Source organism: Gimesia algae (assembly GCF_007746795.1).
GTDB classification, from domain to species: Bacteria; Planctomycetota; Planctomycetia; order Planctomycetales; family Planctomycetaceae; genus Gimesia; species Gimesia algae.
In genome coordinates this window covers 3,139,348-3,155,047 of the sequence record NZ_CP036343.1, presented here as the reverse complement: position 1 = coordinate 3,155,047, position 15,700 = coordinate 3,139,348, and the positions used below count along the sequence as shown (strand labels likewise).

General features: G+C 50.2%; 9 protein-coding genes. All 9 read right to left on the bottom strand.

What is annotated here, in order from left to right:
• Positions 1-2: 2 nt before the first annotated feature.
• Positions 3-1,754: a S1C family serine protease gene (locus Pan161_RS11445; RefSeq protein WP_145226895.1), complete on the bottom strand. Its 1,752-nt coding sequence runs from the start codon at positions 1,752-1,754 to the stop codon at positions 3-5.
• A 72-nt stretch (positions 1,755-1,826) separates the two neighbouring features.
• Entirely contained in the window at positions 1,827-2,993 is a 1,167-nt protein-coding gene (locus Pan161_RS11440; RefSeq protein ID WP_145226893.1) for an NPCBM/NEW2 domain-containing protein, read from the bottom strand.
• Between the two features lie 59 nt (positions 2,994-3,052).
• Positions 3,053-4,126: a hypothetical protein gene (locus Pan161_RS11435; RefSeq protein WP_232103701.1), complete on the bottom strand. Its 1,074-nt coding sequence runs from the start codon at positions 4,124-4,126 to the stop codon at positions 3,053-3,055.
• A gap of 110 nt (positions 4,127-4,236) precedes the next feature.
• Positions 4,237-5,973, bottom strand: a complete 1,737-nt coding sequence (locus Pan161_RS11430; RefSeq protein WP_145226889.1) for a V-type ATP synthase subunit I domain-containing protein — start codon at positions 5,971-5,973, stop codon at positions 4,237-4,239.
• A gap of 215 nt (positions 5,974-6,188) precedes the next feature.
• Positions 6,189-8,648 carry a hypothetical protein gene (locus tag Pan161_RS11425; RefSeq protein WP_145226887.1) on the bottom strand — a complete coding sequence of 820 codons (2,460 nt, stop codon included), beginning with the start codon at positions 8,646-8,648 and terminating at the stop codon, positions 6,189-6,191.
• A gap of 67 nt (positions 8,649-8,715) precedes the next feature.
• A complete protein-coding gene (locus tag Pan161_RS11420; protein WP_145226885.1) occupies positions 8,716-11,169 on the bottom strand; it encodes a hypothetical protein in 2,454 nt (817 codons plus the stop codon).
• On the bottom strand, positions 11,166-13,433 hold the full coding sequence (locus Pan161_RS11415) for a BatA domain-containing protein (protein ID WP_145226883.1): 2,268 nt from the start codon (positions 13,431-13,433) through the stop codon (positions 11,166-11,168). Before Pan161_RS11415 ends, Pan161_RS11420 begins: the two co-directional genes overlap by 4 nt.
• Positions 13,434-13,483: 50 nt before the next feature.
• Positions 13,484-14,395 carry a DUF58 domain-containing protein gene (locus Pan161_RS11410; RefSeq protein ID WP_197995832.1) on the bottom strand — a complete coding sequence of 304 codons (912 nt, stop codon included), beginning with the start codon at positions 14,393-14,395 and terminating at the stop codon, positions 13,484-13,486.
• A complete protein-coding gene (locus Pan161_RS11405) occupies positions 14,361-15,437 on the bottom strand; it encodes an AAA family ATPase (protein WP_145226881.1) in 1,077 nt (358 codons plus the stop codon). The genes Pan161_RS11410 and Pan161_RS11405 overlap by 35 nt, the downstream gene beginning before the upstream one ends.
• Between the last annotated feature and the right edge of the window lie 263 nt (positions 15,438-15,700).

Genomic DNA, 15,700 nt, shown 5'->3' with positions numbered 1-15,700 from the left:
GACTATTTCTTTGAATTCTCAAGTGGATCCAGCTTGAGGCGTTCTACTTTCAGTTTCATCACAGGTCGGCTGCCATACCGCACATCCAGTTCGCCTGGAAACTTCTGGCCATTGAGCGTCTGGAATTGTTCAAAACGGATTGCGCAGACTTCAGAATTCTCTGTCAGGTAAAAATCCAGGCCCCGCAAAGATAGATCTGATTTATTGAAATACCAGCGGGAGATGGTTCCGGTCTGTGTCGCGATCAGCACATCGACCATTTCATTTGTCCCGTCCAGTCGTTCGCTGCCGAGGTAATAAAAGTCAGTGAAGCGCTCGGATTGTCCGGAGAGTAACAGCCGAAAATGATGTAACGCAGCCAGCAAACCACCCGTACCAGGTGGCTCATCTACGAACATATCTGCTTCCAGTGACTGCAGAAAGATATCCTTACCGACTTCAAAGCCCACTCCCTTATCTGCCAGTGTGAGTATGAAATCCGTTCCGTTTCCCAGTTTCCCGGTCAGGGTCCAGGTGCCGGTTCGATCCGAGAAATTACTCGTCGCACTTAAAGCCTGCAGCAGACGTTCCTGCTGTTGTTGATTGAAATAGTAATTGGCAAATCCGGTTTTCGGAACATAGAGGTGCTTATATTTCTCCGGTGGTTCAGGGGCTGCCTTCGCGTGTGGATTTGGCATCGGCAGACGAGGCTTCTTTTCTCCCGGTTCAGGTGCTTTCTCCGGAATCAGCTGCTTCTGTCCTGCCTGCTCCTGAAGCTCCAAGGCGGTATGCAGCGCCTGCAGTCGTACATAAATTGTATTCTTTTTCTCATTCCGGCGATAAACCAGTGGCAAAGTCCAGCCTGCGGGGTAGATCCCCAAAATGTTTTTGAACTGGTTCACACTACGGATAGGGCGGCCTGCAAATGAAACAATTTCGTCACCCAGCCTCAAACCTTTTCGGTAAGCGTCAGATTCTTCCAGGATTTCAGCGACGTCAATATTCGAATCAAAGCCTGTGGTGACGGTTGCTCCCAGCGCTGCATGATCGACGATGCGTCCACTCTTGAGATGATCCCAGAAGTGTTTGATCTGGTTTATGGAAATGGCGTATCCAGCCCCTGAATTGACCCGGCCTCGTTTTTCAAATGACCCGCGGCCGTTGATACCGATCAACTCGCCACGATCATTGAACAGGGGGCCTCCCGAGTTACCCGGATTGATTGAGGAATCAACCTGGATACAGTCAGTGTATTCGAGAAACGTACCAGCCGGATACTGATAACGGTGAACACCACTGACGATTCCATAGGTGATCGTCGGCTGAAAATCAGTTGCCAGAAGAAACGGATTTCCCATGGCATAGGCCCAGTCACCCACCTGGACGGCATCACTGTCACCCAGTCGGGCAGCAGGAAAATCCGTGCGGCCCAATAGTTTGATCAAAGCCACATCACCAGTGGGGTCGATACTGACGATGACCGCATCATACAGCTTGCCATCATTCAGCCCACACTTCATGAAGTTGCCAGCCCCCGAAACGACATGAAAATTGGTCAATGCATATCCATCAGGAGTGACCAGCACTCCTGAGCCGCCGCCATCACCGGCACCGCCAAAAATGGCCACCACGGAGGGAGAGACTGCTTTAATGACATCAATTCGCTGTTTCTGAGCCGCCAGCACCGCAGGATCAACAGAAGATTCTGCTGAGAACGCAGGCAGACACATGAGAGTGCAGATGACGAATGGAACACAGATGAATAATCTCTGCATCAAATTACCTTCAAACTTCAACGGCTCACTATGAAACCACTCAGACGGTTTCGTTTAGTGTCCCGTCACAGATTATTTAATAAAACGTGCTTCACACAGGTCGAGGTGATCGCAGATTTCCAGGTTATCTCCAAAGTCGACCAGAACATCAAAATCTCGAACGCCACGAACATCCAGATTTAATTCCACCGGAGAATCCGAACTCCGTACATTTCCCGAATAAAGTGTGCGGCCATCACCCTTAATTTCAACATAGACAAAACCAATGCCGGGTACGGAATCATCGATCCCCATGATCGCGCGAAAATTCCGGTAGTCACCTTTAATACGATATTGCAGCAGAGTTTTCGAATGAACATAGAGGCCGCGGGCATATTCTTTGCCACCCACCCGCAGCGGGCCGCCATCACGGTGTCTGTCTTTACGATATTTCCAGACCGTATCAAAAAAGGGTGTATATTCAATATTTCTTGGTTCCAGATCGGAGAGGTAGCGTACCTTACCCTGACTGAAATCCAGATTGGCAATCGACTGGGGGGCAAACCGGGCCTGGGTACCTCCCAGCAGGGTCGCGGCAAATTCAGTTCCCGTAAAAGTGATGGCAGAGGCATTCAATACACCTGCGTCGGTCAGCCGAATGGAACAGAAGGGAGAGACTTCTGGTGAGGGGGGGCGAAAGTAGATCACCCCGAAGACGCGACTGCGGTTCACTGAGACTTCGTCCTCCCCGGTGAAAAACTGAATTTTCTCATCGGTGATCGAGCCCACGACTCCATCGATATAATCAAGGACATTCTCCTTTTGAACCACGAGCAGATCTTTTGTATTCTCTCCGTTCAGCAGTTTTTCCCAGGAGTCTCGAATGTTTGAGTTGAGTGCGCCAAAGCGAATGGAAGCGACATTCCTGGCAGGCAGAATCAGCGCGCCTGTCTGATCGCCACTGACTTTGACCTGACGTTCATTACTTTGCAGACTCTGTGTCGGAAAAATTGAGCCATCGGTTAATCTGACGGTGAAAGGCAGTTCGAGGCTGCGCTGTAACCGGTTTTTGGGAAATCGCATATTCAAAATATTGGAAAGAGGCAGATCGTTTTCAGTTTGCCCCGCTTTGACTTTCGCGACTGTTTTGTTTAATGCCTGTAGACTCCCGGAGGCATTCGTGCCACTCAGTGAAGTGACTTCAACTTCAGGAGCAACGGCCAGCAGTGTTGTCATGGAAACAAAAAACAGAACAGGCATGTAGTAAACTCCAAAAAGTCAGTAATATGATGAGTGGGTCCAAAACAGTATCGACAACTCTATTTACCGGAATTGGCTTTCTCGGCAGCCAGTTTCTTAAAGTACTTTTCAATCGCTTTACGGTAATGAGAGGGAAAATTACGGTTAATAATATTTTTGGCAGAAGCCTGTTTTTTGGGAGGCAGCTGCCCCCAGCCGCCATTATTGGATAATTTTTTCTTGTCTACTTCACCTGGTGCAGTCACTCCTTTAACACGGCTTTCATCTGAACCAGCGGCGGGAGTTTTCGAACTGCCTGCCCCTGAACCGGAAGAGGGGCTGTTTTTTGACTGGTCTTCCATTTTCTTGATCAGTTTGTCGAGCGAGGCAATGATTTCGTCTTCGACCTTCTGTACTTTCTTTCCGGAATTTCCGAGTTCCAGCCTGCGCTCCACATCGCTCATCTTGCGTGAAATTTCATCCAGGCTTTCTTCTTTCAAAGATGCCAGGTCAGCCTGCATCAGGATCGCGACCTGAGTAAAGCGTTCCGGGACTTCCTGTGTACGGTTTAAGAGCTGATCCAGAGTTTTTTCACAGGCCTCTTTCTGCAACAGATGATGTTCACAGACTGCTTTGTAAAACAGGAATCCAGCCGGATCGATCAGGGTTTCCGGGTTAATCGAATTGAAGATTTCCAGAGCTGGATCAACCAGTCTGAATTGCGTCAGGTTGCGGGCGATATAGTATCTCAGATTGGCAGGATAGAACGTCTCGGCTTTTCCCTCTGTCAACAGCGGAGGACTGGAAAACTGAGGAACACTGTCTGAAAACTGGTTTGCTCGAACCAGTTCTGCCGCCTGGCGATCGATGCCTGAGAAGATGCGGATCGCGATGTCCAGCTTCTCTTCCGCAGACAAAGCAGACTCCAGTTTCACCAGCTGGCTGGCGACTGCTTTCAGTTGCGCGGGATCTTTCACTTTCTGATCTGCAACCCAGTTTTCCAACTGAGATTTTAATTCAGCAGAAGCAGGGGCAGCGTACAAAACTGTCACTTCTTTTTCGGTCTGTTTTTCAACAGACTCTTTTAAGGGGAGCGGCACGGGAATGGGGGTCTGACCAAAAACCGATACGGGCAGTAGGCAAACCAAAGCCATCAGAGTGAATCCTCCCCGGCAGTGGTACATGGATCCTGCAATGCGAGTTAAATTGAGCCTGACTTTCATGGCGGTCTGTCACCTTTGTTTCAGCGGTTCCAGGGAATCGCTTATTTATTTTTACCCGTTGCCAGTATGTAAGTCGCGTTTTGAATGCGGGTCTGTCGATTGGCCAGTTTCTGCAACTGTTCCAGGATATCTGCCTGGTTGGCACCCTCTTCTAATGCGAGTTTTTCAATTCTCCGAGTGCGATTATTCACACGCAACTGTAGTGATCGCAGCATTTTGATCTCTGCCAGCGTATCAATCAGAGCCTGATCTTCCGGGGAGCCCTGCTGTTGCTGTTGTTGCTGCTGTTTCTTCTTCTCGTCGTCTGACTTATCCATCTCATTCTGCAGCGCTTCGATCATTTCTTCCAGGGAACTGATAATGTCTTTCTCGATGCCCTGTGTCAGTTCATCCACCTGTACACGGTTCAGGCGATAACTCACATTCTGTACGTCCTCCCGGACCTCAGCCAAAGCTTCACTGAAAGCAACCGAAGATCCTTCATCGGTGATCAGCAGGATTGCTTTTTCAACCTCAAGACTAATCTGTGATTCTTCACGGGAAAGCTGGACAGCGCGGGCCGTATGGCGACTCGTGCGTTCCTTTTCCGGGACTTGCCCGATGGAAAGCGTGCCGGCATACACGCGTTTCTGTTGCGCCAGGATCTTCTGCAAACGCGCTTCCATGGCAGCCAGCATCAGCTCACGTTCTTCCTCGCGTAGCTGACGCAGCATCTCTTCCAGCTTTTCTTTGGCTTCCGCTAATTTACGGATCGCATCATCCTGATGACGCGAGGCGGCATCTTTCTGTTTTTTCTCCAGCTCTTCGATCGCCTTTTCCATTTCCTGGCGGGCCTGTTCGATTTGTTCCCGCCCTGGAGTCTGTTTCTGTTGTTCTTCCTGGGACTGCTGGCTTTCGCCCTCCGGGGGTTTCCCCTGCTGACCTTGCTGCTGTTGTTGCGACTGTTGCTGTTCTTGAGACTGCTGATCAGACTTCTGTCCGTCAGACCCTTTCTGGTCAGGATCTGATTTGCCGTTTTCGGGAGGTTTGCCTTTGGACTCGGACTCTGAAGACTTTTTTGAGTCGGTATCCGACTTCGAATCGGACTTTCCCTCTTGAGATTTCTGGTCTTTCTGCTGCCCTTCTTGTTCTTTCTCTGACGATTTGGATTCCGTATCAGACTTCTGGGAATCGTTTTTTTCGGTGTCCTGCTGTTCGATTTTGTCGACCAGTTTCTGAGCGTTCTCTGCTGTCTTCTGCTGTTTGTCTTTTAAGTCGGCAGGGTTTCCCCCTCGTTCCGTCGCGGCACGCACATCCCGTTCCTGTCCTATCAGGCGGTTCACGTCTTTGAGCAGGTCCTGAATGCGTTGTTTCTCTTTCTCGACTTCGCTCATCCGGTCTTCACTCTGCAGTAATGCGAGCAAATTCTGCATGTTTTTCAACAGAGTCTCCTGGCGTTCTACGGCATCCCCCAGTTGCCCTTTCTCCAGCATCTGCAGAACGCGTTGCATTTCAACGCTCATCTGGTTCTGTTTACTTTGACCAAAGGCACGAAACAGCAGATCCGCACGTGCCGGATCTGTCTTTTTCATATACTCGCCGAGATCATGGAGCGTTGATTCGAAACGCTTGAACTGCTGAGAGATGGCTTCCTGCCTGTCGGACAGGTTGCTTTTATCAACTTCAGGAACAGATCCCTTTGCGGAAGATGCGGGTTGCTGCGCATCGCTGATCTTCTGAAATGACATGCAGAGGAACATTGAGAACATCAGAACGAAAGTCCCTGGACGATTCCACATAAGTGTTGCTTCTGCCAATGTTTTCATAGTGATCTCAGAACTGTTGAGGAAGGGTATGCATCAGTTGCCGGGACGTCTATCTGTGCGGCGCGCAAAGATTGAAACGCATTAAGTATTATATCATGTAAGGTACGAGGATCGAAGCGTGTTTTTGTGTCCAGTGGGTGAAGAAGTCGTGAGGCTCGATTTTCTCTGATTTTGGTACGATTTTCGGCTTACTCCAATCCCAATCCTTTGAGACGGTCCAGAAGCTTGTTTTTGCGATACTTTTTGGTCTCTTCTGTCAATTCTTTCTCTCGTTCGATCAGATTCTTGAGCATTTCGATGGCTTCATGGAACTCCAGCAAATCCTGCATTTCGTTGAGGACGCTCTGCATGCGAACCAGCATGCTATCCAGAAGATCAATGCTGGTCTGGATTTCGGTGAGTGGGTTGGTGTTCTGTTCGACCGCCAGTCGGAACAGTCCCAGCCGTTGGTCGACATCTGGAAAATCCTGCTCATGCAGCATGGTCAGAGGTTTGAGGATTTTATCATCAATGCGTCCCAGAATCTGAGCTGTAGCGACCCCATTGTTCACCAACTCTTCGCGAATATCATGAAACGATTCCACAATGGAGGCGGTTTCGGTCGCATTTTTTCGCGTTCCATACAGCGATCGATCCGCTGAAACGGCGACGGCACTCTGGTTTTCCAGTAATAGATCTGCCCAGGCAGGGTCAGTCTGTCCCTGTTTTTGTTTTTCTCTGATTACCTGAGTTTCGCGAACCTGTGCGACGCGTTCCTTCAGTTCATCGCGCGTCTGTGTGACCTCTTTAAAGATCTGTTCGAAACGCTTGCGCAGATTCAGTTCTTTGGAATACAGGATCGAGAGCAATTCCTCATCGGTCACAATTTCAAAATGATAGGTTTCGCCGTGCACCTGATGGGGGCCACTCAAGTTATCTGCATCTTCAGCATGAACTGTGAGGCTCAGTTTCTGTCCCACTTTTAAATCCAGCGGAAGAACATCAAATCGCTCCCAGGCCTCTCTTTCATTTCGTTGCAGAATAAATTCTTTGGGACGTTCGGCAGGCTTGGAACGGAACGGGCGGAGACGGAAGTTTTTGTCTTCATCTACCAGAAAGTCAAAGCGAGCCGACTGGATACCATAGTCATCGGTAATCATGCCTTCGATGGGAATCATCGCTTTGCGGGTAATTGATTTGCCGATGCCCGTCAGGCGGGTGTCGACTTTCGGTGGCTGGTCAATAATCCCCATAATACTGAGGCGAATCGGTTCGGTGACCAGCAGTCCGTCTTCATCCTCCAGATAGATCCGCATTGGCTGATCAACGAGCAGAGGGATCCCTGAGGATGAGGACTCTTTTTTTTCTGAAACTAAAGTGAAGGGAATTCGAAAAACCTGATGGTCCGGGCCACACATCTGCTGTACCCGATCAGGCGAGAGATTGATTTGTTCCACAATTTCTCCCTGCGGGTTTTTCCATGCCAGGAAATTAGACTTAGCTGAGGGACTGGCAGCCGACGATGGTTCCAACTGTATTTTAAGTTGATCTGTTTCCAGGGAAAAACGGCTGATCGGCTTGTTGGCTGTGGAGACCATCTCGAACTCTGTGTGGACGGGTAGCGCGATCTGAGTTCCCTGAACGGTCTGGATGTCAGGTTGTGGCACACCCGTCTTGGGATCGGTTGTGTTCAAGCCGGTATACTCCGGATAGCGACTTTCAAGTTGAATCTGATCCAGAACAGGGGTTTCCACAATTTCAATCAGGTAGGGTTCCGGGTTGGTAAAGTCATTGCCTGAGACCCAGATCTGCATGCCATCCAGGACATCAGTAATTGTATGTTTGAATCGACCTTCGCCCAGGCGCGACATAACGGTCCGGCCTCCCTCCCGACCATTCTGCATGCGATAGGTTAGCTGGACACGCTCCGGGACTTTTTTACCATCGACGGTTTCCACTAACAGTGTCAGATCATTTCCGAGACCATGTTTGTAAGTCTGGTCCTGGAATTCCCGAATGCGGTCCCCCGGCTGGGCGATCACTTTGACGATCAGTCCTGTTTCTCGGTTCCAGTAATCACTTTTTAATTCCAGATAGCCTTTCGCCCAGCGGGCCATCGCAGGCTGGTTGACGACTGCCAGAATCAGAATGGAAACTGACAGGATCAGGGCACCAAAGAATGCTCTTCTTAAAGGCCGTTTATCGAATACATCTTCCAGGGGAAGCTGACTGCTGCCTTGTGCGACATCTTTGACAGTCCGTTCGAGCATGGCGCGGGTTAATGCATTTTGCGGTTCATTGGACTCATGCAGTTCAATCGCCGTTGCCAGCCGGTCATTCAGTTCAGGAAAGCGACGCTCCAGTACAAGGGCCAGCGCTTTCTTCCTCATTTTTGTCATCAGCCGAAACAGAATAAAAGTAGCTGCTAAAACCAGGATCGTTGACAACGAGAGTAAGACAAACGAGGCGCGAAACCAGACGGGTAGTTCAAAATGGCTGAGTTGGAAATAACCCCAGTCGACCACAAAACTGATCCAGAAAATCATTCCCACTACGGCGAATAGTTTTGCCGCGCCTTCCAGTAGAATGTATTTGCGTATTTTGCCCCGTAACCGATTGAGCAAATCGGTGATTTCCTGAGGGATTGATACTTTGGCAGGTTCGTTCATGCGTTTGTTTCACGCTGATGTTTCAGCAGGGTTCAATTATGGGAACACAAAGTCATTGTACAATAAATCAAGCCAGCTTAAATAATTTTCTGGTCAGCCATTCCGCAGCCAGCAGACCTGCCAGCAGAAAAAAGACCCAGGCCTGATCCCAGAGCGTTTTCAACCGTTCGTCGACCAGGAATTCTTCTCCCTGATCAGGCAGCAGTGCAGGAATCTTTTCCGCTTCTTCCAGAGCGAGATATTGACCACCGGTATCGCGTGCCAGTTCCTTGAGTCCTTTCACATTCTGGCTCAACGATTCATCTTCCAGACGCGGTAACAGAACTGTGAGATTGCCATCGACGACCTGGCCTTTGGAGTTGGGGACCGTGATTTCAAATCGATATTTGCCAGGCAGGCCGGCACGGAAGCTGGCGACATATTCGCCAGGCCGATTCCGGTCCTGCATCAGCAGCAGATTGGGAATCAGGGGCCTGCCGCGCGGGTCAATGACTTCCATTGGCACGGATTCCTGGATGAGGGGTTTGAATTCCGGATCAAGCAGGCGAACACGAACGGACACTGTCTGCCCCAGTACGTATTCATCTCGTTCCAGAATGAGAGTCCCCCGTTTCGTACCTCGTTTCGTGCGACCTTGTCCGATATTCCGAATGAGCTTGGTCCAGAATCGGTCAAAGTAATCTTCCTCGACGGATCGCAGCCGCCACATTTCGGGGCTTCCCAGATAGAAACAGCGACCTTCACCATAATACTGGGACGCCATCAATATAGAGAATCCAAATTCGGTTTGTGTTTTAGGATCCGGGAAGTGGGCATAAACCGTAGCAGCCGCTTTGGCACCGTTTGAGGGATAACAGCGGTAAATACCAGGAAAATCTTCCCATAATTGCCTTGAAGTTGCCGGATCGTCGGTCAGCATCAGGAAGCCGGCATCCAGGCCGGCCTGAGTCCATTCGATCCTGCGAATCTGCGTCGCTTCTTCATCCAGATAGTCACGAACGAAGGAGTTGATAAACACGGGATACAGATCCAGAATGGGCTGGTACTTCTCTCTTTCCTGAGCAAGTCTGGGTGTGTAAACGTCGCCGGCCACCATGACAATTCCGCCACCAGCTGATGAGACCCATTCATTCAGATTTTGCATCTGTTCCGCTGACAGCGCTTCCCAGTTCACGTCAAAAGCGAGTACCACATCGTATTCAAACAGATCTGCCCGTGCGGGAAATTCATACAGGAGTTCATTCGCATCCTGTGAAACTCCAGGGGGGGCGGACTGCAGCCAGACAGAAGACTGGATCGAAGGATGACGGTAAAGCATGGTGCGGACAAAGCGATAATCCCGCATGGGACCACCGGCGATGACCAGTACGCGTGTGGGGCGACTGAATACATTGACGGAATGGGCCAGCTCATTGTCCATCGCGTTGGCATCGCTGGCCAGTTGATTGCCGCGTGCACGAACGACGTAACCAATTTCACCCTCATCAGCGGGGGTGCGTTCGAATTTGATGTCCAGAGGCAGGCTGTCTTCGGTCGGCAGCAGAACATCTCGCGTATCAACTACGGTCGGTTCCGCTTCGCCTGGAACTTTTCTCAACAGTTCGATTGTGATATTTTTACCAGGCATACCAACAGCCTGTACGATTGCCGTAATCTCAAAACCATCTCCAAACTGCACATCAGTCGGAGCGATGATTTTGGAAATCTGGATGTTCGCCGGTCGAACTGGACTGCCTACTCCCAGGGGGATCAGCCGTACCTTCGATTCTTTAGCCGCCTCATTGGCAGAAAGTAAATCCGTGCCCGCATTGGAGGCACCATCGGTGGCGATAATGATTCCAGACAGCGTAGAGCCGTTAATCTCCCGCATCAGCTGTCCCAGCAGTTCTCCCAGACGCGTCTCCAGCCCCTGTGGTTGCAGCAGTGTGTTCCAGTCAGGTTGATCCGGAACGCCTGCTTCTTTTTCTGAAGCTGGTTTCGAAGTGCCCTCAGGCGAGTCCTGTTTTTGGAACACATGCAGGGGGCCGACTAAGGTTTTGTCAAAGGAGTAAACACTGACCTGATGATTTTTCTGCAGGTCTCTGATCAGGGGAGAATCCGTCAGCAGCTTGTCGACTGCTTCCATACGGGAGGCAACATTGCGGCTGGCTGGCGAACTGGTATTTGCTGACACCAGTTGATTCGGATGTCGCATGGAAAGTGATGTGTCAACCAGTACCGCGACCCGGGAAGGTCGAAATGACATTTTTTGAGTACGCTCATGCGGGTTGAAGACGATCACGATCAGCGAAATTAAAACTCCCAGTCGTAATGCAGCCAGCCAGCAGCGCCAGAACAGTGAGAGTTGAACTGAGTCTTTCCAGGCAGTTCGAAACGATAACAGTAGTACCAGCCCCAGGCCACACAATAGTAGTAGCCATCCCCAGCCTGAATCGGGCGTATCGTATTCGATCGAACGAAACGCGGTCGTTTCGTCGGCAGCCAGGATTAGTGATGCAGGAATGGAAGGGAAATAGTTCATGCGGCGGCCCCCGCTATTTTAGGATGATAGCTTAGACGATAGGCCAGCAACTGTTCACAAATCAATAACACGAACAGGATCAGCAAAATCGCGTTCGTGATTTCTCGACCGGCTTCCCGGCCTTGAATCCATTGAAATTCGCCTGGTTCCTGAATCTGAATCTGTTTTGAATTGCCCAGCTCGTTCATGAGTTCATCGGTCGTAGCCAGTTCCAGATTGCTTTCTGATACGGGAAAGTTGAAAGCATACATGCGGGACGCAAGGGTCTGGTCCTGCCGCTTCAACTGAACCGTATAAACGCCGGGCTGATCCGTGTCCCGGTAAACGGTCACGAGTTGCAGCGTACTGTCGCCGGCTGTGTCTGGTTGTTCTTCGGGAGTCGCTTTGAGGCGAATGGTCCGTCCTCCCTGTGTCACGGGAGTCTGAATTTCAATTTCATCCGAAAACAGAGAGGCATCGAGGGAAAAGGGGATCGATGCGCCTACAATTTCTGCCTGCTCATGCGAGCGGGACTGAACCAGGTATTTCTGTAGTTCCAACTGGAACACGATATAGCTGGGGTTAAAGGCCCAGGTGTTCCACGGCTCCCCCTCATTGGTCATGACAGGACCAGCGGATGTCAGGCAGGTAATGATGCGTCCTTTTCCCAGCCTGTGTTCGAGGATCAACGGGACCTGATTGCGGAGAGTTGCGATCACATTCACGCCCGATGCTTTATCCGCTTTGGTTTGCAGCCACTGCTCAGAAATGGGAAAGTAACGTGAAATCGTTACGGCTTCGATAAGTGGATTATCCTGGCCGGCAAAGACCGAAAAGAGGGGGTGATCACTGACATTCAGATCCACCGTGGTATTCGATTCGCGGGCAGGCAACTCACGTGGAGACGTTTCCAGCGGTGCCGGAAACAGCCCTTTGCCATCTTTGTATAGCTTTTCATTGTAAAAGGCAGGTTGGAGGGAAGGACCCGCAAACCAGATGAGGCCACCCCCCTCAGAGACAAAATTTTCCAGAGCGGCGATGGCATCCAGAGGCAGCTCTGCGACATTCAGTAGATAAATGTTTTTAAACTGGCTGAGAGGATGCCTGCGCAGATAATCGACATTCTCAACAGAAGGGGCAAATCCGGTGGTAGTCGCATCGGGGGCAATTGCCGTCTGGATGTACATCCACTCGTTGCCGGAGGGATTGCCGTCAACAATCAGGACCGGGTTTGAGGGTTTGACATTGATGGCCATATACCGCTCATTATCACCATCCAGCGCATCGTTTGTCAGGCTGACATTAATCTGATGCAGGCCGGGCTTATTGAATACGACATCAAAGTCCTGCGATATTTCACTGCCGGCTTCGATTTTATCAAAGACGATGCTCATCGGGAGTTTGTTCTGATCGACAAACGCAGAGACGCGCACGTCTTCTGTGATCTGTTCTCCAAAATTCTTCAGGCTGATTCTCAGGCGGAGCGGCACATCGACGGCTGCAACTTCGGTTGCACCGGAAAGTTCTGTGATTGCCAGATTCGATTGAGATTCAGGTACAGTCTTGATGAGGTTGATTGCCGTATCACTGTTGCTCAACTTTTCGATTGTTGCAGCCACCCCCTTCTTTTCCTGCCAGTCTGACTTGCGGAAGTCAGAGATCAGGTGAAGCGTTTTGATGACGGCACGGTCTTCATTCAACAGGTCGACGGCTGCTTCCAGTCCCTGATTCAGGTCCAGGCTCTGATGTGAGCAGGTAAGATTGGAGAGTTTGGCATCCAGTTCGTTGATCAGTTCTTCATTAATATCACGCTGTAGAAACAGGGGGGCATCGGCCCGGGATAAGACGATTAAAGAGAATTTTTCCGTATTGGGACGATTGGCACCTTCGGAGGCAATTTTGCGAATAACCTGCAGGCCTTCTTTGAAGCCCGTCTGTTCTCCCCAGGCGTTTCCCATCGAACCACTGTCATCCAGCACGATCACATGATGTGACTTGGCACCGTGAAACATCGATAACTGATTGGGGTCCAGAATCAGACGACCGATTAACAGCAGCAGACAGATGATGAGAATGATGCGCAGTAACAGTAACAGTAACTGTTCAAGCAGCACGCGACGTTGATTGGTCTGCTGACTCTGCAACAGAAATTCCATTGCGGCAAATTGAACACGTTTATACTGGAAGCGATTAATCAGGTGAATGATGATCGGCGCAGCAATCATCAATGCGCCGGTTGTGACCAGTGCAGAATTCACAAAATGTTGGGTTAACCATGCTTCCATAAGTCGAATCGTCAGTTACAGGCTGGAGAGAATCGGGGACTCTGTTTGGTTTATTGTCGGATGGATTGCTGCATTCCGATGCGATGATTCAAGTAGTGGGACAAAGCAGCATCGAGATATTCGCTGGTTCGAATTGTCTGGTAGTCAAATTTATTGCTGGCACAACGTCTTCTGATTTCATTTAAAAACTCCTGCATGGCTTTGAGATAGCCATCTCTTAAAGAACGGGGGTCGCAAACCAGTTCGCCCGCTTCTTCCATGCCTTCAAATCGTGTTGTTCCAGAATAATCAAAATCGAGTTCCTGATCATCCAGGATATGCAGCAGCATCAGATCATGCCCTCGATATTGCAACAGGCGTAATCCTTTGAACAGACTCTCTCTGTCAACGAATAAATCGGATATGAGAATAATCGTGCCTTTCTGCGAGCGCGTTTCTGCCACTTCCTTTAGTACGTCATAAATATCAGTTTTTTTAGCTGGTTTTTCTGATGCCAGTGCTGTCAGCAGGGCATTGAGGTGATTTCGTTTACTCAACGCGGGAACCCGGCTGCGAATCCCGTCGTCAAACGTAACCATGCCAACCGCATCCTGCTGTTTGAGCAGAAGAAATGCGAGGGCAGCGGCTGCCGTACAACCGTACTCATATTTGGTTAAAGGGCCGGTTCCAAACTGCATGGATTCACTGACATCCACCAGTAGTGTGGTGCGGAGGTTGGTGTCTTCCTCGTACTGTTTAATGTAGTATTTATCTGTTTTGGACCAGACCTTCCAGTCGATATTCCGTACATCATCACCAGGGGCATATTCCCGGTGTTGAGCGAATTCTACAGATTGCCCGAAGAAGGGGCTGCGGTGTAATCCCGACAGGAACCCTTCGACGATCGTACGTGCTCGAATTTCCAGTCGGGAAATGCGAGAGATTGCTTCAGGCAGCAAATATTTTCTGTAATCTTGGGTCACTGGTCAGTTCGCCTTCCTTAGACGGTGTCTCTTCAATCAATCGCTCAATCACACGATCCGAGGTGATCCCTTCAGATTCGGCAGAGAAATTTGTCACGATTCGATGACGTAAAACCGGTGCAGCCAGAGCGCTGATATCTTCTGTCGAGACGTGAGTATGACCATTGAGTAACGCCCGAGTTTTTCCGCCGAGCAACAGATTCTGCACCGCACGCGGTCCTGCACCCCAGCTCAACCATTCGTTTACAAACTCAGGACTCCCCGGTTCATTGACACGGGTCTGCCTGACTAACGCCAGGGCATAATCGATGACGTGATCTGAGACCGGAACCTGTCTTACAATCTTCTGGATCTCCAGGACATCGACGGCGTTCAGTACATGATCGATTGAATTTTTTGAATCGGAGGTTGTCTGCCGGGCAATCTGTCGTTCTTCCTGGAACGAGGGGTACCGGACATAAACCTTGAACATGAAGCGATCCTGTTGCGCTTCCGGCAGCGAGTAAGTGCCTTCCTGCTCGATCGGGTTTTGCGTTGCCAGAACGAAGAAAGGATCACTCAGCAGATGGCGGGTCTGACCGACACTCACCTGATGTTCCTGCATCGCTTCCAGCAGGGCGGCCTGAGTTTTGGGGGGCGTACGGTTGATTTCATCTGCCAGAACCACGTTATGAAATAACGGGCCGGGGATGAAGCGAAACTCACGCTCTCCCGTTTCCCGGTTTTCCTGCAACACGTCTGTTCCGGTGATATCCGCGGGCATCAGGTCCGGGGTGAACTGGATGCGGCTGAATGACATGGAAAGCGTCTGGGCCAGCGTGCTGATCATCAGTGTTTTCGCCAGGCCGGGAACCCCTTCCAGCAGGCAGTGGCCACGACTGAATAATGCAATCAGGAGCTGTTCAATCACATCATCCTGACCCACAATGACTTTGGAGATCTGTCCATGGATCTGCTGGTATGCTGAACTCAGTTTATCAATTGACTTCTGAGTGATTTCAAACTCCGAAGAGTCTGTGGAATCTTGTTTCACTTCCGACATCCGTTTTCACACCTTTCTACAAAGGTAAACACTGCTTGGCGCAGAAAGTTCCGTAAACTCTATCGTAATACCTGTGCCAGGACTTTGCGACCATAAATCGAGAAATTACAGGGGTTTCCTGCCAATCTGCGGTAACCGTCAAAAGACAGGATGGACTCTGAAAACCGGTTTCCGTCGATGTCAGTTTCCTGTTCAGCCAGAACATATCCGATTCGATCCGGGTCGTGATTTTTGCGGAAGGACCAGAGGGATCCTTGATGGCT